Below are 25,852 nucleotides of genomic sequence, written 5' to 3'. Positions count from 1 at the left end.
CGCCCGTTTTGGCGGCGGGCGTCAGCGTTCCAGGATCGCTGTTACGCCCTGCCCGCCCGCGGCGCAGATCGAGATGAGCCCACGGCCGCCGCCGCGCTCGTCGAGCAGCTTGGCCAGGGTCGCCACGATCCGGCCGCCGGTCGCGGCGAACGGGTGCCCGGCGGCCAGCGACGACCCGTTGACGTTGATCCGCTCCGGGTTGATCGCTCCGAGTGGGGCGTCCAGGCCGAGCCGGTCCTTGCAGAACTCCGGCGACTCCCAGGCGGCCAGGGTGGCCAGCACCTGCGCGGCGAACGCCTCGTGGATCTCGTAAAAGTCGAAGTCCTGCAGGGTCAGCCCGGCGCGGGCCAGCAGCTGGGGCACCGCGTACGCGGGGGCCATCAGCAGCCCTTCCTCGCCGGGCACGAAGTCCACGGCGGCCGTCTGCGACCAGGTGAACCACGCCTGTACCGGCAGGCTGTGCGCCCGCGCCCACTCCTCACTGGCGAGCAGCACGGTCGACGCACCGTCGGTCAGCGGCGACGAGTTGCCGGCCGTCATGGTGGCCTGCTCGGCGTCCGGGCCCTTCGTGCCGAAGACCGGGCGGAGGCTACCGAGCTTGACCATGCTGGTGTCGGGACGCAGGTTCTGGTCCCGGGTCAGCCCCAGGTACGGCGTCATCAGGTCGTCGAAGAACCCCCGCTCGTACGCGGCGGCCAGCTGGTGGTGCGACCGCAACGCCAGTTCGTCCTGCGCCTGTCGGCCGATCTGCCAACGCCGGGCGGTACGGGCGGCGTGCTCGCCCATGGACAGGCCGGTGCGGGGCTCGGCGTTGCGGGGGAGCTCCGGCCGGAACGGTTGCGAGGGGCGCAGCCGGGTGGCGGTCCGCACCCGTTCCCCGAGGGTCCGGGCACTGTTCAGTTTGAGCAGCGTGCGCCGCATCTCCTCGTTCACAGCGAGCGGCGCGTCGGAGGTGGTGTCGACGCCACCGGCGATACCGACCTCGAGCTGCCCCAGCGCGATCTTGTTGGCGACCAGGATGGCGGCTTCCAGGCCGGTGCCGCAGGCCTGCTGGATGTCGTAGGCGGGGGTGTGTGGGTCGAGCTTCGAGCCGAGCACCACCTCGCGGGCCAGGTTGAAATCTCGGGAGTGTTTCAGCACGGCGCCCGCCACCAACTCGCCGACCCGCTGGCCGGCCAGGCCGTACCGGGCGATCAGCCCGTCGAGGGCCGCGCCGAGCAGGTCCGCGTTGGACGCCTCGGCGTACCGCGAGTTGGAGCGGGCGAAGGGGATGCGGTTGCCGCCGATGACCGCGACCCGCCGGATGTTCTGCACGTTTCCCGCCTCCTTTGGGGGTTGCTCTCAACCTACTCGCCAGTAGGCTACGCCTATGACCGACAGGTACGCGAGCTTCGTCCAATCAGGGGTCGGCCGGGGGCTGGTCAAGCGCCTCGGGCTGCCCGACCCGCCCCAACTCCGCCGGTACCGGAGCGGTGCCCCCCTCATCCCCGGACCCGTCCTGTTCGACGCCGCCGCCGGTGGCCGGCTCACCGGCAGCGTCGGCAAACTCCTGACCGCCGCCGGAGTCGAACTCCGCGACCCGGCCGATGTCACTCCCGGTGCCCGGCTCGGCGCCCTCGTCTACGACGCCACCGGCATCACCGACTCCACCGCGCTGCGCCAGCTCTACGACTGCCTCCACCCGCACGCCCGCTCGGTGCTGCCCAGCGGCCGGGTGGTCGTACTCGGCACCCCGCCGGCCGAGTGCGCCACGCCTCGGGAGGCCACCGCGCAGCGGGCGCTCGAAGGGTTGACCCGCAGCATCGGCAAGGAGTTCGGCCGGGGGGTCACCGCCCAGCTGGTCTATGTCACCGACGCCGACGACGCGGGCACCGCGACCAGCCTCGAGGCCACGCTCCGCTTCCTGCTCTCCGGGCGCTCCGCGTACGTCTCCGGTCAGGTGATCCGGGTCGGCGCCGGGCAGGCCGCGCTCCCGGCGGACTGGGACCGCCCGCTGGACGGCCAGGTCGTGCTGGTCACCGGTGCGGCGCGGGGAATCGGCGCGGCGCTGGCCCGGGTCCTGGCCCGAGACGGTGCCGAGGTGGTCGCCCTGGACATCCCGGCCGCCGGTGAGGAGCTGGCCACAGTGGCCAACGACATCGGTGCCACCGCCGTGCAGCTCGATCTCACCTCCCCGGACGCCCCGGCCCGGTTGGCCGATCACCTCTCCGCCCGCCACGGCCGGGTTGACGTGGTGGTACACAACGCGGGCATCACCCGGGACCGAACCCTCGGTCGGATGGATGTCGACCGGTGGGACCAGGTGATCGATGTCAACCTCTCCAGTCAGGAGCGGATCAACGACCTCCTGTTGGAACGGGAGTTGATCCCGGCCGGGGGCCGGATCGTCTCGGTCTCCTCGATCGCCGGGATCGCCGGTAACCGGGGGCAGACCAACTACGCCACCAGCAAGGCCGGCGTGATCGGTCTGGTCGAGTCGCTCGCCCCGGTGCTGGCCGAACGCGGCATCAGCGTCAACGCGGTCGCCCCGGGGTTCATCGAGACCCGGCTGACCGCCCAGATCCCACTGATGCTGCGCCAGGCCGGTCGGCGGATGAACAGCCTCGCCCAGGGTGGGCTGCCGGTGGATGTCGCCGAGACGATCAGCTGGCTGGCCTGGCCGGCCACCGGCGCGGTCAGCGGCAACGTGGTCCGGGTCTGCGGCCAGAGCCTGCTGGGGGCGTGATGGCAGGCCCGCAGGATCCGTCCGACATCGCCCCGGCCACCCGGTCCCGGGTCCAGCTGACGGCACTGCCGAAGATTGGTGCGCTCTACCGCCGGGCGCTGCTCGGGGCGCTGCCCGGGACCGGGTCGCGGCGGGCCGAGCAGCCCCCGGCAGTCGAGTTGGGGGTGGCCGGCATCGCCGTCGACCGCGGGCACCTCGCCGACTACGACCGGGTCTGCGGGTTCCGGCTCACCGACCGGCTGTCGGCGACGTTCCCACACGTCCTGGGCTTCCCGCTGTCGCTGGGCCTGATGACCGCGCCGGACTTCCCGATCCCGCTCTCCGGTGTGGTCCACATCGGCAACCGGATCACTGTCCACCGCCCGATCGACGCCGCCGAGACGCTCGACTTCGTCACGTACGCGACGAACCTGCGCCCGCACGACCGGGGCCGGCTGATCGACGTGGTGTTGGTGGGCACCGTCGGCGGCGAGGAGGTGTGGCGGGGCGTCTCCACCTATCTGGGCCGGGAGCAGACGTCCGGCGGTGGCGAACGAGCCAGCCGGGGTGACCAGCCCCCAGCGCCGCGCGCCTGGGCGCACTGGCGCATCGGGCGCCAGCTCGGACGCGCGTACGCCCGGGTTTCCGGCGATCACAACCCGATCCACACCTCCCGGCTCGGTGCGCGGCTCTTCGGCTTCCGGGGCCCGATCGCGCACGGCATGTGGAGCAAGGCCCGCTGCCTGGCCGCGCTGGAGCCACGGCTGCCGGACGCGTACACCGTTGACGTGGCGTTCAAGCTGCCGGTGCCGTTGCCCACCACTGTCGCCTTCGACAGCACCTCGACGGGCGACTTCGCGCTGCGTGACCTGCGGGACCGCCCTCACCTCCTCGGCACGCTCCGGGAGCGGTGAGGGCAGCTTCATCCTTCCTTTTGTTACGGAAGGGCCTCCTTTTCATACCGGCGGCCCGAGCATGAGGAGATGGAGTCCGCGCTCGACCTGCTGCGGCAGCTGATCACCTCGCCCGTGGTGTATCTGCTGCTGTTCGCGCTCACCGCGGTCGACGCGATCGTCCCGATGGTGCCGGCCGAGACGGCGGTGATCACCGCGGCGGTGCTGGTTAACGGCAACCCGCCGGAGTTGGCGGCGATCTGGGCCGCCGCCACCCTCGGCGCGCTGGCCGGCGACCACGCCTCGTACGTGATCGGACGGGGCGGCGGCGCCCGGCGGCTCGCCAGGTTCCCGGCGGAGAGCCGGCGGAGAGCCAGTTCGGAGTGGGCCCGGCGGGCGTTGCACCGGCGGGGTGGGCTGGTCCTCACCACCGCCCGCTACGTACCCGGCGGGCGCACGGCGGTGACCCTCACGATGGGCGCGGTGCGCTATCCACCCCGGTCGTTTCTGCTCTTCGACGCAATCGGCGCGGCGAGCTGGGCGTTGTACAGCGTGCTGTTGGGCTACTTCGGCGGGCTGGCGTTCCAGCAGGAGCCGCTGCTTGGCGTACTCGCCGGCCTGACCTTGTCGGTAGCGGTGACCGGCCTGCTGGAGTTGACCCGGCGGCTACGCCGGCGCTCGCGTCGCCGCAAGGCCGCCCACCGGTAACCGGGGACGCCGCCCCGTGCGGACCGGGGACGCCGCCCACCGCAGAGCGAGGGTCCCGCCCACCGCAGAGCGAGGGTCCCGTCCACCGGCGCGTGGGCGATCCGGAGGGCGGGTCAGGAGGGGGCTTCGCCCCGTTTGTTGGGCGGGCGCCAAAGGGTCCCGGCGAGCAGTTGGGCGGCGCCCATCCAGGCGACGTTCATCATCCGGGTGGCGGTCTGCTCCGGGTCCGCCTCCGGGTGGTCGACCAGCCAGTCGGCGACTGACTCGGTCGCTCCGACCAGGGCGTACGCGACGACCTCCAGCTCGGTCTCGGTCACCTCGCGCCCCTCGCCGCGCAGGGTGTGTTCGAGCATCCCGACGACGACCTCGACGATCCGCCGCCGCAGGGCGGTGAGCTCCCCGGCGAAGGGCTGCTCGCCCCGGGCCTGCCGGTAGAGCACCGCCCAGCCGTCGCGGTGCGCGCCGACGAAGCCGAGGAAGGCTTGCAGGCTCCGCCAGAGCCGCTCGTCGGCCGACAGGTCGAGCGCGACGACATCGGCGATGGCCTGCATCATCCGAGCACCCTCGCGGTGCAGGCAGGCGACGAAGAGCTCCTCCTTGGTGCCCAGGTACGCGTAGACCATTGGCTTGGAGATGCCGGCGTCGTCGGCGATCTCATCCATGCTGGCCCCGTGGTAGCCCCGCCGGGAGAAGACCCTGACTGCGGCATCGAGCATCTGTTGCTCACGGACGGCTCGGGGCAGACGGCGAAAGGTGGGGGTACTGGACACTCTTGCGAGCATACCTACTCGTGCGTAGGGTTACGCGCGAGTAGTCAAATTTCGGAAGGTGCGCCCCATGACTGACTTCGACCCGGCCAAGTTCGCGAACGTCGGACCCAAAGAGTTTGCCCAGCTGGTCAAGTCCACTCCCGACGACAAGATCACCGAGATGATGTCGGGTGACCTCCGCGGCAAGGTCCTCAACGAGGTCTTCGGCCGGATGCCGCAGCTGTTCCGCGCCGACCGGGCGGGCTCGACCAACACGGTCATCCACTGGAACATCACCGGCGGCCCCGACGGCGGCACCGACACCTACGAGGTGGTCATCGCCGACGGTGCCTGCACCGTCAACCAGACCTCCCAGCACGACCCGAAGCTGAGCCTCACCCTGGGCCCGGTGGAGTTCCTCAAGACCGTCTCCGGCAGCGCCAACCCGGTCATGATGTTCATGAGCGGCAAGCTGAAGGCCAAGGGCGATCTGGGACTGGCCGCCAACATCGCGAACCTCTTCGATATTCCCAAGAGCTGACAGTGGCCGAGTTCTCGCTCGATCTGACCGAAGAGCAGCGGGATCTTCGTGACTGGGTGCACGGCTTCGCCAGCGAGGTCGTCCGCCCAGCCGCGGCCGAGTGGGACGCGCGGGAGGAGACCCCGTGGCCGATCATCCAGGAAGCGGCCAAGGTCGGCCTCTACGACTTCGAGTTCCTCGCAACCTGCTGGGCCGACCCCAGCGGCCTCTCCCTACCGATCGCCTGTGAGGAACTCTTCTGGGGCGACTCCGGCATCGGCCTGAGCATCTTCGGCACCGGCCTCGCCGTGGCCGCCATCTACGGCACCGGCACACCGGAGCAGCTGGTGGAGTGGGTGCCGCAGTGCTTCGGCGACCGCGAATCCCCCGCCGTGGCAGCGTTTTGCACCAGCGAACCCGAGGCGGGATCCGACGTCGGCGCGATGCGCACCCGCGCGGTCTACGACGAGGCCGCCGACGAGTGGATACTCAGCGGCCAGAAGTCGTACGCGACCAACGGCGGAATCGCCGGCGTGCACGTGGTCACCGCCTCGGTCGACCCGGAACTCGGCTCCCGCGGGCAGGCGGCGTTCGTCGTACCGCCGGGCACCCCCGGGCTCGCCGCGACCCGTAAGCTCCGCAAGCTGGGCCTACGCGCGTCGCACACCGCCGACGTCTTCCTCGACGATGTCCGCGTACCCGGCCGCTGCCTGCTCGGCGGCAAGGACGCGCTGGACGAACGGCTCGCCCGGGCCCGCTCCGGCCGGCGGGCCGCCTCCCAGGCGGCGATGCGTACGTTCGAGCTCTCCCGGCCGACCGTCGGCGCGCAGGCGATCGGGGTGGCCCGCGCCGCCTACGAGTACGCGCTGGACTACGCGAAGGAACGGGTCCAGTTCGGCCGACCGATCATCGAGAACCAGGCGGTGGCGTTCGCGCTGGCCGACATGAAGACGGAGATCGACGCCGCCCGGCTGCTGGTCTGGCGCGCCTCCTGGATGGGGCGCAACAACCGGGTCTTCACCGCCGGCGAGGGCTCGATGTCCAAGCTGAAGGCCAGTGAGGTCGCGGTCAGCGCGACCGAGAAGGCGGTGCAGCTGCTCGGCGGCGCCGGCTTCCTCCGCGACCACCCGGTCGAGCGGTGGTATCGAGACGCCAAGATCTACACCATCTTCGAAGGCACCTCCGAGATCCAGCGGCTCGTCGTCGCCCGCGCCATCTCCGGCGTTCAGATCCGCTGACCCGCGTCCGGGCCCCCCGCCCCCCGGGGCCCGGACGCTCAGCGCTGCGATACGCCGCTGCCAGTCCCGACCGACTGGCTATGATGATCTTCGGGATGACTCGGACCGAACACCGCCGCCGGACACCGTTGCTGCTGGTCGAGGCGGCGACGCTGCTCTCCGCCACCGGCAACGGGGTGGCCATCGTGGCGCTACCCTGGCTGGTTCTGGAACGCACCGGCAGCGCCACCGCGGCCGGTGTGGTGGCCGCCGCCAGCGGACTACCACTCCTGCTCTCCAGCCTCTTCTCCGGCACGGTCGTTGACCTGCTCGGGCGGCGCCGGACCGCGCTGGTCTCCGACGCCCTCTCCGCCGTCTCGGTCGCCGCCATCCCCCTCGTCGACACCCTGGTCGGGCTGAACCTCGGCTGGATCGTCGCGCTGGCCGTCCTCGGCGCGGTCTTCGACCCGGCCGGAATGACAGCCCGCGAGACGCTGCTGCCCGCCGCCGCGCAGGCCGCCGGCTGGCGGATCGAACGGGCGAACGGCGTACACGAAGCGATCTTCGGGCTGGCCTTCCTGATCGGCCCCGGAGTCGGCGGCCTACTCATCGCCACGGTCGGCCCGGAGGCGACGTTCTGGGTCACCGCCGTCGGCTTCGCGCTGTCGGTTCTCCTGATCGCGGCCGTCCGGCTGCCCGGCGCCGGCCGCCCCGAACGTCCACCCAGCGGCCTGTGGCGGGGCACGCTGGAAGGGCTGGGCTTCGTCTGGCGGGACCCACTGCTGCGCACCCTCTCCCTGATCACGATGGTGCTGGTCGCGCTCTACCTGCCGGTCGAGGGGGTGCTGCTGCCCGCCTGGTTCGTCGCCGAGGGCGAACCCGCCCGGCTCGGTACCGTCCTGATGGCGATGAGCGCCGGAGCCGTCGCAGGTGCGCTGGGCTCGTCGGCCGCCGGTCGGTTCATCCGCCGCCGCTCCCTGATGGCCGCCGCCCTCGTGATCACCGGCCTGGCCCTGCTCGGGCTCGCGTTCCTGCCGCCGTACCCGGGGATGCTCGCCTTCGCCGTACTGGTCGGGCTCGCCTATGGGCCGGTCAACCCGCTGGCCAACTACGCCATGCAGACCCGTACCCCGGAGCGGCTCCGCGGCCGGGTGGTCGGGGTAATGACCTCGTTCGCGTACGCCGCCGGGCCCGCCGGCTATCTGCTGGCCGGCCCGCTGGTGGAGTGGCTAGGCCTGGCCACCGCCTTCCTGGTGCTCGCCGGTGCGCTCCTGGTAGCCGTGCTGGTCGCCGCGCCGCTGCCGGTGTTGGCGGCGCTGGACGACCCGCCCCGGTATCCGCCCGCCCCGCCCGGTGGGACGACGGGGCGGAGCGAGGGGCCGGTGCCCCTCGGCGAGCAGTGGCTGCCCGCCGCGCACCGCGACCCGCCAGCTTCCCGATGAGTCGGCGCCCCCGCTGGCGGGCGCCGGCGGACGGTCAGCCGGGAAGGGTGATCCGGCCGTCCACCGCCGCGGCGGCGATGTCGGTGCGGTGGTGCGAGCCGGCCAGTTCGACGCCCCGGACCAACTCGTAGGCGGCGTCGCGCGCAGCGGCCAGGTCGGAACCAATGGCCGTGCCGCAGAGGACCCGGCCACCCGCGGAGAGCAGCGCGCCGTCGGCGGCCCGGCGGGTGCCGGCGTGGATGACGCCCGAGACCTCCGCCCCAAGAATCACGTCGCCGGTGCGTGGCTTCGCCGGGTACCCCTCGGCGGCCACCACGACGGTCACCGCCGCGCCCTCGCGCCACCGCAGCGGTGGGTGCGCGGCCAGCTCACCGGTGGCGGCGGCGTGCAGCAGCCCGGCGAGCGGCGTCTCCAACAACGCCAGGACGACCTGCGTCTCCGGGTCGCCGAAACGGGCGTTGAACTCGATCACCCGAGGGCCGGCGGCGGTGATCGCCAGGCCGACGTAGAGCAGCCCGGCGAACGGCGTGCCGCGCCGACGCAGCTCGGCCAGGGTCGGGTGGACGATGTCGCGCATCACCTCGTCCACCAGCCCGGGCGGCGCCCACGGCAACGGCGCGTACGCCCCCATGCCGCCGGTGTTCGGACCGGTGTCGTCGTCCCCGACCCGCTTGAAATCCTGCGCCGGCAGCAGGGGAACGGCCGTCTCGCCGTCGGTGACGACGAAGAGGGAGACCTCGGGCCCGGCGAGATACTCCTCGATCACCACCTGGCCGCACGCCCGCGCGTGCTCCTCGGCCACCCGGCGGTCCTCGGTGACCACGACTCCCTTACCGGCGGCGAGGCAGTCGTTCTTGACCACGTACGGCGCACCGAAGTCGTCCAGTGCCCGACCGACGCTCTCGGCGTCGGCGCAGCTGTACGCGCGGGCGGTCGGCACGCCGGCGGCGGTCATCACGTCCTTGGCGAACGCCTTCGACCCCTCCAGTCGCGCGGCCGCCGCGGACGGCCCGAAGGCGGGGATGCCCTTGGCCCGCACGGCGTCGGCGACCCCGGCGACCAGCGGCGCCTCCGGCCCCACCACCACCAGGTCCGCGCCGCACTCGACGGCGAGCGCCGCCACCGCGGCCGGATCGGTGGGGACCACGTCCCGCAGCACCGCGACCTCGCCGACCCCCGGATTCCCCGGCACGGCGAAAAGCGCCTCGACCGAGGGATCAGCCACCAACCCGAGCGCGAGGGCGTGTTCCCGCCCGCCACCACCAATCAGAAGTACCCGCACGGGGGCGATCCTACGGCCCGGCCCGTACCCGTACCCCGGTCGGTCCCGGGGTACGGGTGGGGCGGAAAGCTCAGGGCAGCAGCGGGTGGTAGACGACGTTCTCCTCCCGGCCGGGCCCGACGCCGACCACGCTGACCCGGGTGCGGCAGAGCTCCTCGATCCGGGCGATGTAGCGGCGGGCGGCGGCGGGCAGCTCCGCCTCGGTCCGCGCCGTGGTGATCTCCTCCCACCAGCCGTCGAGCTCCTCGTAGATCGGAGTCGCGTGGTGGAAGTCCGTCTGCGTCATCGGCATCTCGTCGACACGCTTGCCATTGATTTCGTACCCGACGCAGATCGGCACCTTCGGCAGGCCGGTCAGCACGTCGAGCTTCGTGACGACCAGGTCGGTGACCCCGTTGAGTCGGCACGCGTACCGGGCGACGACCGCGTCGAACCAGCCGCACCGGCGTTCCCGACCGGTGGTGGTGCCGTACTCGTGGCCGACCTTGCGCAGGTGCTGGCCGTTGTCGTCGTGCAGCTCCGTCGGGAACGGTCCGGCGCCGACCCGGGTGGCGTACGCCTTGCTGACCGCGATCACCTTGGTGATGGCGGTCGGCGGAACTCCCGCTCCGACGCAGGCCCCACCGGCTGTCGGGTTCGAGGAGGTCACGAAGGGGTAGGTGCCGTGGTCCATGTCGAGCATGGTCGCCTGGGCGCCTTCCAGCAGCACGGTCTCGCCGCGGTCCAGCGCCTCCCAGAGCATCGCCCGGGTCTCGGCGATGTACGGCCGGAGCCGCTCGGCGTAGCCCAGGTACTCCTCGACGGTCGCCTCGACGTCGATCGCCTTGCGGTTGTACACCTTGAACAGCATCTGGTTCTTCTCGCGCAGGGCGAGTTCCAGCTTCTTGCGGAGGATCCCCGGGTCGAGCAGGTCCTGCACCCGGATCCCCATCCGAGCGACCTTGTCCCCGTACGCCGGGCCGATGCCCCGGCCGGTGGTGCCGATCCGGGACGACCCCAGGTACCGCTCGACCACCCGGTCCAACGCCCGGTGATGCGGCATGATCAGATGCGCGTCGCCGGAGATTCGCAGCCGGGAGACGTCCACACCGCGCTCGGCGAGCCCGTCGATCTCGTCCAGCAGCACCTTCGGGTCGACCACCACGCCGTTCCCGATGACTATCTTCGCGTTGGGCGAGAGCGCACCCGAGGGCATCAGGTGCAGCGCGTACTTCTGCCCATCCGGGGTGATGACCGTGTGGCCGGCGTTGTTGCCGCCGGAGTAGCGCACCACGTGGTCAACCCGCTCCCCCAGCAGGTCGGTAACCTTGCCTTTGCCCTCGTCGCCCCACTGGGCCCCAAGAAGCACGATCGCTGGCATCTTCTTCAGCCTCCAGAAGGCTCGGGTGCCAGGCGGCGACCGGTCGGCGAGCCCGGGGTGTCAGGCTAACAAGAAGTGACGGCGCGGCCGGCAGGGGTTCGCGCGTAGAGGCAGGAGGCTGCGACCCGTGTACGACGTGGTGCTGCTCACGCTCGGCTCGGAACGGGACGCGCCGGGCGCCTGCGGCAGCGACGGTGCCTGCTGCGGCGACACCGACAAGGCCAACAGCGACACCGACAAGGCCAACGGCGAGCCCTCGACCGACCGCTGCGAGACTCCCCGCGTACCGGTGCTGGCCTGCGCGGACGCGCTCACCGCCCGGGGTGCGCGGGTCGACCTGGTGACCGCTAGGTCCGAGCGGGAGATCGACGAGGTGCTGAACCGCCTCGATGGCCCGCCTCGACCGGACGGCCTCGACTGGCCCGACCCTGGTTCCCGCACCCGACTGATTGTCGGCACCGCCAGTGACGCACAGCTACGCACCGTCCTACGTCGCCTCGTCCGGCGGTACGCCCCGCCGCCGAGCCGCCGTCCGGCGGATCTGCCGGCCAACCGGACGGTGCCGGACCTACCACCGGTCGGCGTGCTGCCGCTCGACCCGACCCGTGGCAGCGGCCAACCTCAAGATCTGGCAGCGCAGCTCGGGCTGCCCCGCGACCCGGTGGCGGTGGCGGCGGCGGTGTTGGCGGGCGCACCCCGCCGGCTCGACCTGCTGCGCAACGACGCCGGATCGGTCACGCTGGACGGCGCGCTGCTCGGCGCGGCCGACGAGGGGGGCCAGCCGCTGCACTGGCGAGGCCGGGTCGAGGTCGACGACACGCTCCTCTCCGCCGGCGACGACCCGCTGCTGGCCTGCGCCATCGGCAACGCCGGTGGGTACGCCCGGCTGGCCGACGTGACCCTGCTCGCCGCCCCCGACCCGGGCGACGGTCTGGTCGAGGTCGCGGTGGCGGTCCCGGTCCTGACCTCGTCCCGGTGGGGCCGCCGCCGGGTCCGCCTAGAGGTTCGCCGCGCCCGCGGTCGGGCGGTGGCCGTGGTGCCCCGGGAGGGGGCGATCCCGTTCCTCGACGACGGTGCCGAGGGCGAGCTCAAGCGAAAGCGGTCCTGGTGGACCGAGCCGGGTGCGTGGGCGGTCTGGTCTCCCCCGACCGCCCACACGTAGCAACTCAGATCACTTACGAGGCATATCCTCAGCAGGAGGCAGGGGGAGGAACCATGGTGGACGAAAACGTCGACCGGTCGTACACGTCCGGCCAGCAGCCGGCGCCGGAGCGGGACATCGAACCCTGGTGGCCAGCGGCCGAAGCCGAACCGGCGTCCTGGTCGCCGACGACGGCACCTGATCATCAGAACCAGCCGCCTCCGCCGCCGCCCGACGAGACGCAGGTCCCCGTCGACTGGGCGAGCGCGCCTTCCGATGCGGCGCGCGCCTGGGCGCCGGGCCCGGAGAGCGGTCCGCACAGCGCGGTGGCCGATGCCCCGGCACCCCACGTCCCCAACGTGGCGCCGGCTCCCGGCGTAAATCTCCACCAACCGTTCAGCCTCGACCCGACCGATCCGGCACCTGGCACATCGACCAGTAGGCCGCCCGCCGAGGCATCGGCCGAGAGCTGGCCCGCCGTCAACCGGGTCGCCTGGGATGACCCCGGCACCTCAACCGAGTGGCCGCGGGTCGTGCCAAGGCAACGTCCCGCATCGCAGGAAGCCGCCGACGATGCCCATCACGGCATCAGCGATCCCCACCCCGGCTTCGACCAACCGCACCACGCCATCCACGAACCCCACCAGGCCGTCAACGAACCTCGACACGGCATCGACCAACCGCACCACGCCATCGACGACCCGGGCGGGGGCCACCACGACCCGGACCCGGGTGCACTGCCAGCCGAGCCCCACGCACCGACCGCGGGTAGGGCAACCGTCCCGGTGTCTTACCCAACCGTCGACCAACCACCGCCGCCAACCTCGGGACCACCAACCGCAGGGCTGCCAACCATAGGGCCGCCCACCCCGGGGCCACTAACCCCAGGACCACCAACCCCAGGACCGCCTCCGGCTCCCTATCCGGCACCAATGCACGGCAACCCCGTACCTCCGCAAACCGGGTGGACGTCACCGGGGCAAGCGCCACCAACCGCCGAGGACTTTGCCCGGCGCCGGCAGCTGCGCCCGGCGGACCCGATGGCCACCATGGGCGTTCGGGCAATGGCCAACAGGATGGGGCTCCGCCTCCCGCCTGGCCGCCAGGAACAGGAACTGCGCCGAGACATTGAGATGATCCGTCGCAACTTCGGCGGGCTGCGGCAGGTCACCGTGGTCAACCCGAAAGGCGGCGCCGGCAAGACGGTGGCGATCCTGCTGCTTGCCATGACCTTCGGTCAGAAACGCGGCGGCTACGTCCTGGCCTGGGACAACAACGAGACGCAGGGCACCCTGGGCATGCGCGCCCAGCAGGACTTCCACGCCCGTACGGTGCGAGACCTGCTGCGCGACCTGAATCAGTTCCACAGCTCCCACGGCCGGGTCGGGGACCTGTCGCAGTACGTCCGGGCTCAGGGCGAGGGAATGTTCGACGTCCTCGCGTCGGACGAGTCAGCCACCGGCGGGGGGATGCTGACCGCTACGGCATTCGCGGAAATCCGCGAGGTCGTCAGCCGCTTCTACAAGCTGATCTTCGTGGATACCGGCAACAACGTGCGGGCGCAGAACTGGCAGGCCGCGATCGACGCCACCGATCAGCTGCTGGTGACCATGTCGGCCCGCAACGACTCGGCGGAGACAGCCGCCCGGATGCTCGACCACCTGGAGCAGAGTGGCCGGCAGCGACTGGTGCGGCAGGCGGTGACCGTCGTATCGATGCCGCCGTCCCGGAAAGAGATCGACCTGCCGGCGATCCAGGCACACTTCGCAGCGCGGACCCGGGCAGTGCTCCTGGCCCCGTACGAGCAGCTCATCGACTCCGGCGAGCCGCTCCGGTACGCGGGGCTCTCGTCGGCCGCCCGGGACGCCTGGCTCAAGATCGCAGCTGCGGTGGCCGAGGGGCTCTGATCCACCGCGGCGCGCCGGGCTGGCAGCAGCCAGCCCGGCGTCGGTCTTCCGCGGGCAGCTCAGTCGCTCGCCAGCGCGTCCGCCGCGGCCGGATCGCAGTCGCGGAGGAACTGGGCGCAGCGGGCCGCCTCGTCGGCCTCACCGATGGCGTCAGCCGCCCGGGAGAGCACCCAGAGGCACCGCAGGAAGCCCTGGTTCGGCTCATGCGACCACGGCACCGGGCCGTGTCCCTTCCAACCGCTTCGGCGTAGCTGATCCAGGCCCCGGTGGTAACCGGTGCGGGCGTACGCGTACGCCTGGACCACCTGGTCCGCCGCGAACGCACGGACCGCGAGCGCGGCCCAGGCCGCACTGAACGTGGGGAAACGTGCCGCCACCGCGGCGAAGTCCTCGTCCGCGCCGCTCTCCGCAGCGGCGGCGATGGCGCTGTCGGCCTCATCGTGCGCGGGCAGGAGGGTGGCCGGTGGCTCCGGCAACAGGTTCTGCATCGCCCTATTCAACCCGCTTCCCTCGACGGCCCGCGAGCGGGTCGACTGACCCACTCGCAGTACCCGCACGCGAGCGACCCCACCGCCGTCCGTGGGTCGCGCTGCTGGTCACCGGCTCCGGGTCCGATGCTGCGGGGCAGCCGTCCGGGGGCACCAAGCGCGACGGCCGGCTCCCCGGGGTGGGGAGCCGGCCGTCAACCACGGCGATCAGATCACTTCATCCGGGTACCGGTGGACCGGAGGTCCTCGCAGGCCTCGACGATGCGAGCGGCCATCCCGGCCTCGGCGGCCTTGCCCCAGACCCGCGGGTCGTACTTCTTCTTGTTGCCGACCTCACCGTCGACCTTCAGCACCCCGTCGTAGTTGCTGAACATGTGGTCCGCGACGGGACGGGTGAAGCAGTACTGGGTGTCGGTGTCGATGTTCATCTTCACCACCCCGTAGTCCAGCGACTCACGGATCTCCGACAGCAGCGAACCGGAGCCGCCGTGGAAGACCAGGCTCAGCGGCTTGTCCTTGCCGTACTTGGCACCAACCGCCGCCTGAATCTGGTTGAGCACCTCGGGACGAAGCTTGACGTTGCCCGGCTTGTAGACGCCGTGCACGTTGCCGAAGGTCAGCGCCGCCATGTAGCGGCCCTTCTCCCCCAGGCCGAGCGCCTCAACCATGGCTAGGCCGTCGTCCACGGTGGTGTAGAGCTTCTCGTTGATGGCGTTCTCTACGCCGTCCTCCTCGCCGCCGACCACGCCGACCTCGATCTCGAGGACGATCTTGGCCTTGGCGGCCTCACCGAGGAGTTCCTCGGCGATCGTGAGGTTCTCCGCTACCGGCACCGCCGAGCCGTCCCACATGTGCGACTGGAACAGCGGCTCCTGACCGGCCCGCACCCGCTCCTGCGAGATACCCAGCAACGGCCGGACGAACTTGTCCAGCTTGTCCTTCGGGCAGTGGTCGGTGTGCAGGGCGATGTTGACTGAGTACTTCTTGGCGACCTCGTGCGCGTACGCGGCGAACGCCGCCGCGCCGGTGACCATGTCCTTCACCGAGGGGCCGGAGAGGTACTCGGCACCACCGGTGGAGACCTGGATGATGCCGTCACTCTCCGCGTCGGCGAAGCCCTTCAGCGCCGCGTTGAGGGTCTGCGAGGAGGTCACGTTGATCGCGGGGTAGGCGAACCGGCCTTCCTTGGCACGGTCCAGCATCTCCGCGTAGGCCTCGGGGGAAGCGATTGGCATGTCGAACGCTCCTTACTTAACGCTCTCGGCCGTCGCCGGCCGCTGTTGTCCCTGGGTGCGCCGGACCGCGCTGTCCACCGCCGGCAGTATCCCGCAGTTGATTACGGTCGGCACCACCGGCCCGGCGGAGGCCATGCCCCCATCGTGGCACCGGGGCGCCACGATGGGGAGGCATTCCCGTTTCCGGGCGGATCGGCACGGTCCACGCCACCCCCGAACGCGGAGCGTGACCAGCCCGTACGGTGTGGGTAGCTGTCCGTACGAGATCCAGGGAGGGACCATGGGCCTACCCGACGAGGACTTCGCCCCGGGCGAGCACCTCACGCCGGACGAGCGGGACCTGGAGGCCGAGCCGGCGGACGCGGTCGAGCAGGCCACGGTGGTGCTCCCGGATGAGGTGGAGGTCGAGCCGCACCGTGGCATGGAGATCAACGGCTGGGATGCGACGGAGCAGGCCCGCGTCGTCGGGGGCGACGAGGACGACTACCGCTGAGCGGGCGACCGACCGGCCGGGACGATGGGGCTGGGGCTGGGACGGCGAGGCAGTAGCCGCGCCTCAACTGGCCGAAGCGGTGAAGTTGGTTCGGATGTTCGGCTGACATCGACGGGCTACCCCCACTTTGGGAAAGCCAGACTCCGAGAAGCCGAATATGATCCACAAACTGACTTTGGGTGCGACCCCCCCAGCCGAAGGAATTCCATGCGCAAACACCCCGCCCGGCGCTGGCTCGCCGGGATCGGCCTCGCTGGCGCGCTCGTCGCCACCGCCACTCCCGCCTCGGCAACCGAGACCGACATCACGCTCGACGTCTACTTCGACAACATCACCCTCGCCACCGGCTCCGCCGGCAAGGCCGAGGGACCGATCATCCACGCCTCAGCGCCGGTCACCCTGCACGACCTGACCATCCAGTACGACGTCAGCGGCCTCTCCGGCAAGGTCGATGTCGCCATGGAGAACAGTTTCGGCGAGTGCACCACGCCGGAACCAGATAAGATCAACTGCGTAGAACCATTCCCCAGGGACCTCCAGGAGGGGCTGGCTGGGCTGTATCCGCTGACCCTCGTGCCCACTGACACCGCCGCGACCGGCGACGAGGGCGTGCTGAAGGTCAGCTTCAGCGCCCAGGGCTTCTCCGCCGTCACCCACGAGGCAACGGTACGCATCGGCACCGGAGTCGATTTGGTCGCTGGGGAAGACCTCGAGCTCTCCGCCGCACCCGGCGAGACCTTCACGGCACCCCTGACGGTCACCAACATGGGCGAGGACACCGCCGACGGCACGGTGGTGTCCTTCTACAACGACTACGCGGTCCGGGCCGACAAGCGCTACAGCAACTGCAACTACGACGGCGACGACCTGCTCTTCTGCCGCTTCGACGAGGCGCTGACGCCGGGGGCCACCTACAGCACCGCCCTGACGCACGTGCTCCGGGCGGACACCTTCGCGCCCACCCTGGTGGCGACCGGGTTCCACTGGCGTACGCCGGCCGAGTTCGAGGACCACGAGGCGTACCTCAAGGACCTGGGCGTCTCCCTGGGAGAGCCCGGCTCCGGCGAGAAGCTCACGCTGACCGAGCAGAGCCGCACGCAGTCGGCGCGCGAGCCGCAGGCCGACACCGACCCGTTTAACAACGGGTCCAACGTTTTCATCTCCACCACCGGAAGCAACAGCACCGACCTGGAGGCGATCGGCACCGAACTCTCGGGGGAGAAGGACGCCGAGATCCAGGCGACCTTCGGCTTCCGCAACAACGGTCCGGCCGCCCTTGACTATGGTCGGGTCGGCGCGCCCGCGACCTACCTCAACGTCGACATCCCGCAGGGCACCACGGCGGTCGAGGTTCCCGACACCTGCGCGCCGTTGGACGGCGACCAGGTGGGCGACTGGGGTAAGCCGGGGGCAGCGAAATACCGCTGCAACACCTCCTACCTCAGCAAGGTCGGCGAGGAGCAGACGTTCGAACTGACCCTCCGGATCGACGAGGTCATCGCGGACGCTGCCGGCGCGGTGCAGGTCAACGCGCCCTGCGAGTGCGACGGCGGCTTCGACGATGATCTCAAGCCGGCCAACGACGAGGCCGCGATCCTGATCAACGCGACCGGCGACACCGGAGGCGGAGGCGGCGGCGCCGACCCGAGCCTGCCGATCACCGGTGACTCCACCCTACGGGTGGCCGGCCTCGGCGGCCTGCTGCTCGCCATCGGCGCAGCCGGCTTCCTGATCGCCCGCCGTCGCCGGAACAGCTTCGTCGCCTAATCCGGCCCAGCGGCACCACGCTGCCCCGTCAACCCACCGGTTGACGGGGCAGCGTACGAACGTCCACCGCCCGGCAGCTGTTCGGCTGGCATCGGCGGGCTACCCCCACTTTGGGAAAGCCAGACTCCGAGAAGCCGAATATGATCCACAAACCGACTTCGGTGCAACCCCCCCCCCGGCTGAAGGAATCCCATGCTCAAACACCCCACCCGGCGCTGGCTCGCCGCGATCGGCCTCGCTGGCGCGCTCGTCGCCACCGCCACTCCCGCCTCGGCAACCGAGACGGAGGTCACGCTCGACGTCTACTTCGACAACATCACCCTCGCCGCCGGCTCCGCCGGCAAGGCCGACTCACCGTACCTATACAGCTCGGAACCAGTCACCCTGCACGACCTGACCGTTCAATACGACATCAGCGACCTCGCTGGCAAGGTCGAAATCTCCTCGGAACAATGGCCCGACCAGTGCACCACGCCGAAGCCAGACGTGGTGAACTGTGTCCGGCCGCTTCCCACAGGTACCGACCCGGATGGGCAAACTGGGCTGTACAAGCTGACCCTCGCCCCCACCGACGCCGCAACAAACGGCGACGAGGGGGTGCTGAAGGTGAGCTTCAGCGCCCAGGGCTTCTCACCTGTTACCCACGAGGCGACAGTACGCATCGGTACCGGAGTCGATCTCGTCGCCGGGGCAGAGCACGAGTTCTCCGCCGCACCCGGCGAGACCTTCACGGCACCCCTGACGGTCACCAACATGGGCGAGGACACCGCCGACGGCGCGGTCGCGTCCTTTGACCACGACTACGGGATCCGGGCCGACCAGCACTACAGCAACTGTAACTACGACGGCGACCAGATGCTCTTCTGTCGATTCGATGAGCAGCTGGCACCCGGGGCCACCTATGGCAATACCCTGACCTACCAGCTCGGGGCGGACACCTACGCGCCCAGCACGGAAGCGGGCGGCGTTCACTGGAAAACGACGGCCGAATTCGAGGACTACGAGGCGTACCTGAGCGACCGGGGCATCACCTTGGGAGAGCCCGGCACCGGTGGGAAGCTCACGCTGACCGAGCAGAACCGCATCCAGTCGGCTCGCGGGGCGCAGGCTGATACCGATCCGTCGAACAACTGGTCCTATATGTTGATCTCGGTCACCGGCGAAAACAGCACCGACCTGGAGGCGATCGGCGCCGAACTCTCGGGGGAGAAGGACGCCGAGATCCTGGCAAGTATCGGCTTCCGCAACAACGGCCCGGCCACCCTTGACTACAGTCGGCTCGGCTCGTCCGTGACCTACCTCAACGTCGATGTCCCGCAGGGCACCACGGCGGTCGAGGTTCCCGACACCTGCTCGCCCTTGCTCGGTGACGATTTTGGCGACCGGGGTGAACCGGGGGCAGCGAAATACCGCTGCAATCCCTCCCCCTTCAGCAAGGTCGGCGAGGAGCAGACGTTCGACTTCACGCTCCGGATCGACGAGGTAATCGCGGACGCTGCCGGCGCGGTGCAGGTCAACGCGCCCTGCCAGTGCGACGGCGGCTTCTACGACGACATCAAGCCGGCCAACGACGAGGCCGCGATCCTGATCAACGCGACCGGCGACACCGGAGGCGGAGGCGGCGGCGCCGACCCGAGCCTGCCGATCACCGGTGACTCCACCCTACGGGTGGCCGGCCTCGGCGGCCTGCTGCTCGCCATCGGCGCAGCCGGCTTCCTGATCGCCCGCCGTCGCCGGAACAGCTTCGTCGCCTGATCCAGGCGAGCGGCACCACGCTGCCCCGTCAACCCGCCCGGTTGACGGGGCAGCGTGCATGGGAGCGCGGTTCTGGTCGGCTGAGTCCACGCCGGTGGCCCTCGTCGGGTGCTTCACCTGCCCAGGTAGCCCCGACCAGCGGTGTGGGTACAGCTATGACGTCAGGCACCGGACGGACCGGGCTGCCACCTAGACTACGGACATTCCCGTCGCCGCTGGCGACGTCCACCGCCCGGCAGCCCACGGAGGTCACCGCGTGCCGACGCCCACCACTACCCTGGCTCTCGGGCCGGACTGGCTCGATCCCGAGGTGCTGATCTCGGCCTTCGGCCTGCTCGGCATCCTGGTGATCGTCTTTGCCGAGTCGGGGCTGCTGATCGGCTTCTTCCTGCCTGGTGACTCGCTGCTCTTCACCGCCGGCCTGCTCACCGCCGACGGGAAGTACATCACCTGGCCGCTCTGGCTAGTCTGCCTGCTCATCACGCTGTCGGCCATCGCCGGTGACCAGGTGGGGTACGCCTTCGGACGCAAAGTCGGGCCGGCGCTGTTCCGGCGGCCCAACTCGAAGCTGTTCAAGCAGGAAAACCTGCTGAAGTCGCACGAGTTCTTCGAGAAGTACGGGGCCCGCTCGGTGGTACTGGCCCGCTTCGTACCGATCGTCCGGACGTTCACCCCGATCGTGGCCGGGGTCAGCCGGATGAACTACCGCACGTTTGTCATCTACAACGTGATCGGCGCGATCCTCTGGGGCACCGGCGTTACGGTGCTCGGCTACTTCCTCGGCCAGATCCCGTTCGTGAAGGCGAACATCGAGCTGATCCTGATCGCGATCGTGGTGCTCTCGGTGGTCCCGATCGTGGTCGAGTTGCTGCGCGCCCGCATGGCGGCGAGGCGCGGCACCACCGCGGCGGAGCGGGCCGCGGCCGAGGAGGCGATCCAGGAAACCCGGGAGCACTACGGCAAGCACTGACCTGGGGCAAGCACTGATCTCGCCGGGGCACGGCACGGCACCGAGTGGCCGCGCCCCGGGACCCCGATGGTGCCCACGCCCAAAGCCGGCCGTCCGACGCCACCCCGTTCGGAGGGCGTCGGACGAGCGGTACGGTCAGCGCGCCTTCTTGCCGGCACGCTTACGCGGCGGCGTCAAAAGGTCGGCGATCGTCGCGATCGCGGTCGGCACCAGCCGGTAGTACGCCCAGACGCCGCGCTTCTCCCGCTCCAGCAGGCCAGCCTCGGTGAGGATGCGCAAGTGATGGCTGACCGTCGGCTGGGAGAGGCCAAGGGGCGCGGTGAGGTCACACACGCACGCTTCGCCCTCCGGAGCCGACTGGATCAGGCTCAGCAGCCGCAGTCGAGCGGGGTCGGCAAGGGCCTTGAGGACCCCGGCCAGCCGCTCCGCGTCTGCTCGTTCGATCGGCTCGCCGCCAAGCGGCGAGATCTGAGGCATTGTCATTTCCGCCAACGCAGTTCCCACGTATTCCATCCTTCCACCAGCAGCATTGACTCGCCTGCATATCGGCGAATCCAAATCGGCAGACTTTTACGCCACAAGGCCGAGGTCAGCCAACGTATAGGCCGCCCGGTACGGCAGTCCGGCGGCTCGCACCGCGGCGCCGGCACCTCGATCAACAATAACCGCTACCCCCACCACCTCGGCCCCGGCCTCACGGAGAGCCTCCACAGCAGTCAACACGCTCTGGCCCGTGGTGGAGGTGTCTTCCACCGCGAGCACTCGGCGCCCCGCCACGTCAGGCCCCTCGATCCGGCGTTGCAGCCCGTGCGCTTTGCCCGCCTTCCGGACGACGAAGGCATCCAGCGGGCGGTCAGTACCAGCGGTGGCGTGCAGCATCGACAGCGCGATCGGGTCGGCGCCGAGGGTGAGCCCACCCACCGCGTCGTACGCCCAGTCGGCAGTCAGCTCCCGCAGCACCCGACCCACCAAGGGTGCGGCCTCGTGATGCAGCGTTACGCGCCGCAGGTCCACATACCAGTCCGCCGCACGTCCCGAGGAGAGCACCACTCGACCATGGACCACTGCCAGGTCGGTGATGAATTTACGCAGGTCGTCGTGGTCCCCCATGGCGAAGAGGGTACTGCTCGATGCTGGGAGTCATGTGTCGGGGCGGCCTGGGTCAGCCCTGCGGGCGATGCGACAGCGAGCGATGAACCAACACGCTCCGCAACCGGAAGAGTCGTCGGCGCCGCCGATGACTCTTCCCGGGCAATCACTGTTCCGCGCGGCTAACCTGCCCCCGGGTGTCCCGCGAGAAGGCTTCCACCAGCCGCCGCGGGGCGTGCCGCATCGCCGCCACGAGCAGCTTGTACTTCCACACCGGAACGCTGATCAACTTACCTTTTCGCAGGTCACGTAGGGATTCAGCGACGACATCCTCCGCCCGCAGCCACATCCACGCCGGCGTCTTGGACCGGTCGATGCCGGCCCGGTCGTGGAACTCGGTAAGGGTGTAACCCGGGCAGAGGGCCATCACCTGGACACCGAACGCCCGCACCGACAGACCGACCGATTCGCTGAAGCTGGTCACCCACGCTTTGCTCGCCGGGTAGGTCGAACCGGGCATGACCGGCCCGAACCCAGAGACGGAAGAGACATTTATCACTGCCCCACTCCGCCGCTCGGCCATCGACTGGACGGCGGCGAGGGTGAGTCGCATCACCGCGTGCACGTTGAGCCGGAGCAGACGCGCCTCGTCTTCCGGCGAGGACCGCAGGAACGGCATGTTGAGGCTGATCCCCGCATTGTTCACCAGCAACTCGACCGGCGAACCCGTGGTGAGTCGGCGCTCCACCGCCGCGCATCCGTCGTCGGTGGACAGATCGGCGGAGATCGTCTCTACCTCTCGGCCGTGCTGGGAGGTCAGCTCGGTGGCGGCCTCCCCCAGCCGGGCCGCGTCCCGGGCGACCAGCACCAGATGCCAGCCCTCCGCGGCCAGCTGGCGCGCGAACTCCGCGCCGATGCCAGCCGTCGCACCGGTGATCAAGGCACGCCGCTCGGCGGTCGACTGGTCACTCGGCACGGGCGTCTCACCTCGGGGGCTGCGGGGGCGGGTACGGCACGTGCAGGCCGGGCACGGGCCGACGGAACCAGCTGGCTGCCGGCGGCAAGGCCAGCAATATCGCAACCACAAGGTAGCCGAGCACCTGCCCGACCGAAAGACCTGCGCCAAGCGGAATCCACCAGTCCGGGTACGCCTCAGACAGCTGGCCAAACAGCTCAACGGTGGCGCGATCCTCCTCGCCCGGCTGCATGGGGACGGCCCGCATCCCGCCCAGACCGGCGCACCCGCAGCAGCCGGCGACGACCCCCAGACCGGCGACCACCCAGGTCGCTACCCGCGCGCCGGGACGGCCAACGCGCACCAGCCCAGCGAGCGCGGCCAGAAGCACCCCGGCGAGCAGGCTGACCACCGCACCCGCCACTGTCCAGGCACTGACCAACACGGCCACGCCATCGATCTCGTCCGACGAGGCCGCGCTTCCCGCCGCCGCCAGCCGGAAGGCGTCAACCGTACTGACCAGGACGAACAGGCCGGCAACGGCGTACGCGACGGCGACCGCCGCCATCAGCGCCAGCAGCACGACGGCCGCGGTCACCGCAGCGGGGCGGCGGGCCGGCTCGGGGTACGACACAACTGGTCCCTCCGGTAGGCGTCGGGTTGCACGTTAGCCGGAGGGACCAGTTGTGTCGCGTGCTCCGGCGGGGAGGCCGCCGGCGGCTAGCGGCTGGCCCTACCCGCCGGAATTGCCCCCGCCACCTGAGTCGGACGAACCCGAGTTCCCCGAGGAGCCCGAACTCCAGTCCCCACCCGCGGAGCCAGACTGGCCCGGGCCACCCGAACTCGGATCGGCCTGCGGATAGCCCGGCTGGCCCGGGGTCGTGGGGTAGGAGGCGCCCGGGGGCGGGGGATACGCCGGGTCGCCCGGGGGCGGGGGCGGATACGCCGGGCCGCCCGGAGCCATGGGATAGGCGGCGCCGGGTACCGGGGGCTCCCACTGCTGCTGCGGCTTGCGGAAGAACTCGTTCGACTTCGGCAGTGCAAGCAGGATCAGGGCCACCAACAGGGCAATGGCACCGAGGGCACCGGTCAGCACCGGCTCGTACCAGGACGGCAGGACTTCCTCCAGCCGACGGTTGAGCTCCTCCGGGCTGACAACGTCGCCGGAGGCGTCAATCTCCAGCATGTTACCCACCGCGAAGGAGGCCATGCCGACGCCGACGCAGCAGAGCGTGATGCCACCGACGACCCAGGTGATGATCCGGGCCGGGTTCATCCCCCGGTTGTTGAGCAGGGCGAGAACAACAATTCCCACCGCGAACAGCAGTTCGACCACGCCCATCGCGGCGGTCATGAACACCGTGGCGCCCTCGGTGCCCTCTTGTGCGGTGCCCGCATAGGCCTCCTCTAAGACCTCCCGGGTCGCGTCCAGGTTGGTGAGAGCGACCACCATATCGAGCAAGGCCAGGGCGGCGTAGAACATAAGTAGGTAGCTGGAAATAGTGACGATGCCCGGACGTACCCGAACGGGCTGGTGCGGATTTACCACGAGTCTCCTTCCCTCATTCGCGCCCACACCGTACGACCTCGGTCCAACAAACTCGACAACACGAGCCTCAGTACCCGCGCCACTCGGCACGCGCGTACTCGAGCACTCGGGGATGCAACAGCGTGGAGGCCGGCACGTTGACCCGACGCCGGTCCGGCGGGAAGACCTCGGCGGCGGCCAACGTGAACGCGTCCAGAAAACGCAGGGCCGGCGCGCCGCTCGGCAGGGTCAGCAGGGGCGGGGTCTCATCGGGCGCGGCGAGCAGAAAGCCCCAGTCCCCGAAGGAGGGGATATCCACGTGGTACGGCGTGGTGGCGAATCCGGCCTCCCGCAGCGACGCCTCGATGGACCAGTACGACCGGGGCGCGAAGTACGGGGAACCGGCCTGCACCACCAGCCGGCCCTCGGCGGCCAGCGCGTTGCGGACCAACGTGTAGAACTCCACGGAGTAGAGCTTCGCGGTGGCCGTCTCGTCCGGGTCGGGCAGATCGGCGATCACCACGTCAAACTGCTCGGTGGTGGACCGCAGCCACCCGAACGCGTCGGCGTGCAGCACCCGCACCCGGGGGTCGTCGAGCGAGGCGTCGTTGAGCTGCCGCAGTCGCGGCTCGGTGCGGGCCAACGCCACCACCGCCGAATCCAGGTCGACCACGGTGATCCGACGGATGTCCGGGTAGCGCAGCAGTTCCCGAACCGCCAGCCCGTCCCCGGCGCCGAGCACGAGCACCTCGCCGCGCGGACCAGCGAGCGCCGGATGCACCAGCGCCTCGTGGTATCGGTATTCGTCGACCGAGCTGAACTGGAGATCCCCGTTGAGGAAGAGGCGCAGGTCGGTCTCGCCGCCGGGCTCGGCAACCGACCGGGTGAGGACGATCTCCTGGTAGCGGCTGCGCTCCGCGTGCACCACCGGATCGCGGTAGAGCTGCTGCCGGGCGGTCACCTCGAAGTCGTGGGCGGTCAGCCACGCGTACCCGAGGCAGACAGCGACCAACACGGAACCGGCGGTCAACGCTGTGCGCGCCCGACCGCTGAGTTCCCGCCGGAAGACGGTGAAGACCAACGCCAGGCCGGCGACGGCGTTCACCGCGCCGACCACCAACGCGCCCTTGAGCTGACCGAAGAGTGGCAGCAGCAGGAACGGGAAGGCCAGGCCACCGAGGAGGGCGCCGACGTAGTCGGCGGCGAACAGGTCGGCGACCGCACTGCCGGCCGCCTGTCGGCGGATCCGTTGCAGCAGCACCATCAGCAGCGGGATCTCCGCGCCGATCAACAGTCCGAGCACGAAGGCGGTGCCGATCAGGGCCGGCAGATACAGGTTCAGCCAGGCGAACGCCGCGTAGAGGCCGAGTACCGACAGCCCGCCGAGCAGTGCCAGGGCCAGCTCGATCGCGGCGAACACGGCGGCGGCCCGCGACTGCAGCGGCTTCGCGGCGAGGGCGCCCACCCCCATCGCGAAGACCATGACCCCGAGCACGATCGACGCCTGCCCGACCGTGTCACCGATCAGGTAGCTGCCGAGCGCGACCAGGGCCAGCTCGTAGACCAGGCCGCAGGCCGCGCAGACGAACACCGCGGCCAGCACGGCGGCGCGGGCCGGCCGCCAGCGGACCGGCGCGTCCACGTCCACC

General features: G+C 70.5%; 24 protein-coding genes. 12 read left to right on the top strand and 12 right to left on the bottom strand.

What is annotated here, in order from left to right:
* Nucleotides 1–21: 21 nt before the first annotated feature.
* Nucleotides 22–1,314 carry an acetyl-CoA C-acetyltransferase gene (locus SALPAC2_RS0117440; protein WP_018217923.1) on the bottom strand — a complete coding sequence of 431 codons (1,293 nt, stop codon included), beginning with the start codon at nucleotides 1,312–1,314 and terminating at the stop codon, nucleotides 22–24.
* Between the two features lie 55 nt (nucleotides 1,315–1,369).
* On the opposite strand from SALPAC2_RS0117440, the gene SALPAC2_RS0117435 reads away from it, so the two are divergent.
* The 3 genes from SALPAC2_RS0117435 to SALPAC2_RS0117425 all read left to right on the top strand — a co-directional run bounded on the left by SALPAC2_RS0117435 (nucleotide 1,370) and on the right by SALPAC2_RS0117425 (nucleotide 4,305).
* Nucleotides 1,370–2,725: a 3-oxoacyl-ACP reductase gene (locus SALPAC2_RS0117435; protein WP_018217922.1), complete on the top strand. Its 1,356-nt coding sequence runs from the start codon at nucleotides 1,370–1,372 to the stop codon at nucleotides 2,723–2,725.
* Nucleotides 2,725–3,618, top strand: a complete 894-nt coding sequence (locus tag SALPAC2_RS0117430) for a MaoC/PaaZ C-terminal domain-containing protein (protein WP_018217921.1) — start codon at nucleotides 2,725–2,727, stop codon at nucleotides 3,616–3,618. Before SALPAC2_RS0117435 ends, SALPAC2_RS0117430 begins: the two co-directional genes overlap by 1 nt.
* A gap of 69 nt (nucleotides 3,619–3,687) precedes the next feature.
* Entirely contained in the window at nucleotides 3,688–4,305 is a 618-nt protein-coding gene (locus SALPAC2_RS0117425) for a DedA family protein (protein ID WP_018217920.1), read from the top strand.
* Between the two features lie 113 nt (nucleotides 4,306–4,418).
* On the opposite strand, the gene SALPAC2_RS0117420 is transcribed toward SALPAC2_RS0117425, so the two are convergent.
* On the bottom strand, nucleotides 4,419–5,075 hold the full coding sequence (locus tag SALPAC2_RS0117420) for a TetR/AcrR family transcriptional regulator (protein ID WP_188115881.1): 657 nt from the start codon (nucleotides 5,073–5,075) through the stop codon (nucleotides 4,419–4,421).
* A 67-nt stretch (nucleotides 5,076–5,142) separates the two neighbouring features.
* Here SALPAC2_RS0117420 and SALPAC2_RS0117415 point away from each other — a divergent pair, with 67 nt between their 5' ends.
* From SALPAC2_RS0117415 to SALPAC2_RS0117405, 3 genes are all read left to right on the top strand, one after another.
* Nucleotides 5,143–5,595 (top strand): SCP2 sterol-binding domain-containing protein, encoded by a 453-nt coding sequence (locus SALPAC2_RS0117415; protein WP_018217918.1) that lies wholly within the window; start codon nucleotides 5,143–5,145, stop codon nucleotides 5,593–5,595.
* Nucleotides 5,596–5,597: 2 nt separating this feature from the next.
* Nucleotides 5,598–6,812: an acyl-CoA dehydrogenase family protein gene (locus SALPAC2_RS0117410; RefSeq protein WP_018217917.1), complete on the top strand. Its 1,215-nt coding sequence runs from the start codon at nucleotides 5,598–5,600 to the stop codon at nucleotides 6,810–6,812.
* A gap of 83 nt (nucleotides 6,813–6,895) precedes the next feature.
* The gene (locus tag SALPAC2_RS0117405) at nucleotides 6,896–8,233 is read left to right on the top strand and encodes an MFS transporter (RefSeq protein WP_026184834.1); all 1,338 of its coding nucleotides are present in this window, start codon (nucleotides 6,896–6,898) and stop codon (nucleotides 8,231–8,233) included.
* A 34-nt stretch (nucleotides 8,234–8,267) separates the two neighbouring features.
* Here SALPAC2_RS0117405 and purD read toward each other — a convergent pair whose 3' ends face one another.
* Together purD and SALPAC2_RS0117395 are read right to left on the bottom strand one after the other, a co-directional pair.
* Nucleotides 8,268–9,515, bottom strand: a complete 1,248-nt coding sequence (gene purD, locus SALPAC2_RS0117400) for a phosphoribosylamine--glycine ligase (protein ID WP_018217915.1) — start codon at nucleotides 9,513–9,515, stop codon at nucleotides 8,268–8,270.
* A gap of 70 nt (nucleotides 9,516–9,585) precedes the next feature.
* Complete coding sequence (locus tag SALPAC2_RS0117395; protein ID WP_018217914.1) at nucleotides 9,586–10,875, bottom strand: adenylosuccinate synthase; 1,290 nt, start codon at nucleotides 10,873–10,875, stop codon at nucleotides 9,586–9,588.
* A 127-nt stretch (nucleotides 10,876–11,002) separates the two neighbouring features.
* Here SALPAC2_RS0117395 and SALPAC2_RS0117390 point away from each other — a divergent pair, with 127 nt between their 5' ends.
* Both SALPAC2_RS0117390 and SALPAC2_RS28370 read left to right on the top strand, forming a co-directional pair.
* On the top strand, nucleotides 11,003–12,037 hold the full coding sequence (locus SALPAC2_RS0117390) for a hypothetical protein (protein ID WP_018217913.1): 1,035 nt from the start codon (nucleotides 11,003–11,005) through the stop codon (nucleotides 12,035–12,037).
* A gap of 53 nt (nucleotides 12,038–12,090) precedes the next feature.
* A complete protein-coding gene (locus SALPAC2_RS28370) occupies nucleotides 12,091–13,923 on the top strand; it encodes a chromosome partitioning protein (RefSeq protein ID WP_026184833.1) in 1,833 nt (610 codons plus the stop codon).
* Nucleotides 13,924–13,982: 59 nt separating this feature from the next.
* On the opposite strand, the gene SALPAC2_RS0117380 is transcribed toward SALPAC2_RS28370, so the two are convergent.
* Both SALPAC2_RS0117380 and fbaA read right to left on the bottom strand, forming a co-directional pair.
* Nucleotides 13,983–14,411 carry a DUF3151 domain-containing protein gene (locus tag SALPAC2_RS0117380; RefSeq protein ID WP_018217910.1) on the bottom strand — a complete coding sequence of 143 codons (429 nt, stop codon included), beginning with the start codon at nucleotides 14,409–14,411 and terminating at the stop codon, nucleotides 13,983–13,985.
* A gap of 212 nt (nucleotides 14,412–14,623) precedes the next feature.
* Nucleotides 14,624–15,646, bottom strand: coding sequence for a class II fructose-bisphosphate aldolase (fbaA, locus tag SALPAC2_RS0117375; protein WP_018217909.1), 1,023 nt, complete (start codon nucleotides 15,644–15,646; stop codon nucleotides 14,624–14,626).
* A gap of 280 nt (nucleotides 15,647–15,926) precedes the next feature.
* Here fbaA and SALPAC2_RS0117365 point away from each other — a divergent pair, with 280 nt between their 5' ends.
* The 4 genes from SALPAC2_RS0117365 (at nucleotide 15,927) to SALPAC2_RS0117350 (ending at nucleotide 20,631) form a co-directional block, all read left to right on the top strand.
* Nucleotides 15,927–16,139, top strand: a complete 213-nt coding sequence (locus SALPAC2_RS0117365; protein WP_018217907.1) for a hypothetical protein — start codon at nucleotides 15,927–15,929, stop codon at nucleotides 16,137–16,139.
* A gap of 207 nt (nucleotides 16,140–16,346) precedes the next feature.
* A complete protein-coding gene (locus SALPAC2_RS0117360) occupies nucleotides 16,347–17,906 on the top strand; it encodes an LPXTG cell wall anchor domain-containing protein (protein ID WP_018217906.1) in 1,560 nt (519 codons plus the stop codon).
* A 192-nt stretch (nucleotides 17,907–18,098) separates the two neighbouring features.
* The gene (locus tag SALPAC2_RS0117355; protein ID WP_018217905.1) at nucleotides 18,099–19,661 is read left to right on the top strand and encodes an LPXTG cell wall anchor domain-containing protein; all 1,563 of its coding nucleotides are present in this window, start codon (nucleotides 18,099–18,101) and stop codon (nucleotides 19,659–19,661) included.
* 256 nt (nucleotides 19,662–19,917) lie between these two features.
* Nucleotides 19,918–20,631, top strand: a complete 714-nt coding sequence (locus SALPAC2_RS0117350; RefSeq protein ID WP_018217904.1) for a DedA family protein — start codon at nucleotides 19,918–19,920, stop codon at nucleotides 20,629–20,631.
* A gap of 135 nt (nucleotides 20,632–20,766) precedes the next feature.
* Here SALPAC2_RS0117350 and SALPAC2_RS0117345 read toward each other — a convergent pair whose 3' ends face one another.
* From SALPAC2_RS0117345 to SALPAC2_RS0117320, 6 genes are all read right to left on the bottom strand, one after another.
* Nucleotides 20,767–21,144, bottom strand: a complete 378-nt coding sequence (locus tag SALPAC2_RS0117345; RefSeq protein ID WP_018816275.1) for an ArsR/SmtB family transcription factor — start codon at nucleotides 21,142–21,144, stop codon at nucleotides 20,767–20,769.
* A gap of 57 nt (nucleotides 21,145–21,201) precedes the next feature.
* Complete coding sequence (gene pyrE / locus SALPAC2_RS0117340) at nucleotides 21,202–21,741, bottom strand: orotate phosphoribosyltransferase (RefSeq protein WP_018217902.1); 540 nt, start codon at nucleotides 21,739–21,741, stop codon at nucleotides 21,202–21,204.
* A gap of 145 nt (nucleotides 21,742–21,886) precedes the next feature.
* The gene (locus SALPAC2_RS0117335; protein WP_018217901.1) at nucleotides 21,887–22,696 is read right to left on the bottom strand and encodes an SDR family NAD(P)-dependent oxidoreductase; all 810 of its coding nucleotides are present in this window, start codon (nucleotides 22,694–22,696) and stop codon (nucleotides 21,887–21,889) included.
* 7 nt (nucleotides 22,697–22,703) lie between these two features.
* Nucleotides 22,704–23,309, bottom strand: coding sequence for a hypothetical protein (locus SALPAC2_RS0117330; RefSeq protein ID WP_018217900.1), 606 nt, complete (start codon nucleotides 23,307–23,309; stop codon nucleotides 22,704–22,706).
* Nucleotides 23,310–23,408: 99 nt separating this feature from the next.
* Nucleotides 23,409–24,158, bottom strand: a complete 750-nt coding sequence (locus tag SALPAC2_RS0117325; protein WP_018217899.1) for a hypothetical protein — start codon at nucleotides 24,156–24,158, stop codon at nucleotides 23,409–23,411.
* Nucleotides 24,159–24,291: 133 nt separating this feature from the next.
* A complete protein-coding gene (locus SALPAC2_RS0117320) occupies nucleotides 24,292–25,851 on the bottom strand; it encodes a polyamine aminopropyltransferase (protein WP_188115883.1) in 1,560 nt (519 codons plus the stop codon).
* Between the last annotated feature and the right edge of the window lies 1 nt (nucleotide 25,852).

The organism is Salinispora vitiensis, from assembly GCF_000378825.1.
GTDB classification, from domain to species: Bacteria; Actinomycetota; Actinomycetes; order Mycobacteriales; family Micromonosporaceae; genus Micromonospora; species Micromonospora vitiensis.
The sequence above is the reverse complement of the archived record's forward strand: the minus strand, read 5'-3'. Positions and strand labels throughout refer to the sequence as shown.

Coding starts and splice junctions, on each gene's coding strand:
- SALPAC2_RS0117435 (WP_018217922.1), top strand. CDS start 1,370: ATGACCGACAGGTACGCGAGCTTCGTCCAATCAGGGGTCGGCCGGGGG.
- SALPAC2_RS0117430 (WP_018217921.1), top strand. CDS start 2,725: ATGGCAGGCCCGCAGGATCCGTCCGACATCGCCCCGGCCACCCGGTCC.
- SALPAC2_RS0117425 (WP_018217920.1), top strand. CDS start 3,688: ATGGAGTCCGCGCTCGACCTGCTGCGGCAGCTGATCACCTCGCCCGTG.
- SALPAC2_RS0117415 (WP_018217918.1), top strand. CDS start 5,143: ATGACTGACTTCGACCCGGCCAAGTTCGCGAACGTCGGACCCAAAGAG.
- SALPAC2_RS0117405 (WP_026184834.1), top strand. CDS start 6,896: ATGATCTTCGGGATGACTCGGACCGAACACCGCCGCCGGACACCGTTG.
- SALPAC2_RS0117395 (WP_018217914.1), bottom strand. CDS start 10,875: ATGCCAGCGATCGTGCTTCTTGGGGCCCAGTGGGGCGACGAGGGCAAA.
- SALPAC2_RS28370 (WP_026184833.1), top strand. CDS start 12,091: ATGGTGGACGAAAACGTCGACCGGTCGTACACGTCCGGCCAGCAGCCG.
- SALPAC2_RS0117380 (WP_018217910.1), bottom strand. CDS start 14,411: ATGCAGAACCTGTTGCCGGAGCCACCGGCCACCCTCCTGCCCGCGCAC.
- fbaA (WP_018217909.1), bottom strand. CDS start 15,646: ATGCCAATCGCTTCCCCCGAGGCCTACGCGGAGATGCTGGACCGTGCC.
- SALPAC2_RS0117365 (WP_018217907.1), top strand. CDS start 15,927: ATGGGCCTACCCGACGAGGACTTCGCCCCGGGCGAGCACCTCACGCCG.
- SALPAC2_RS0117360 (WP_018217906.1), top strand. CDS start 16,347: ATGCGCAAACACCCCGCCCGGCGCTGGCTCGCCGGGATCGGCCTCGCT.
- SALPAC2_RS0117355 (WP_018217905.1), top strand. CDS start 18,099: ATGCTCAAACACCCCACCCGGCGCTGGCTCGCCGCGATCGGCCTCGCT.
- SALPAC2_RS0117345 (WP_018816275.1), bottom strand. CDS start 21,144: ATGGAATACGTGGGAACTGCGTTGGCGGAAATGACAATGCCTCAGATC.
- pyrE (WP_018217902.1), bottom strand. CDS start 21,741: ATGGGGGACCACGACGACCTGCGTAAATTCATCACCGACCTGGCAGTG.
- SALPAC2_RS0117325 (WP_018217899.1), bottom strand. CDS start 24,158: ATGTTCTACGCCGCCCTGGCCTTGCTCGATATGGTGGTCGCTCTCACC.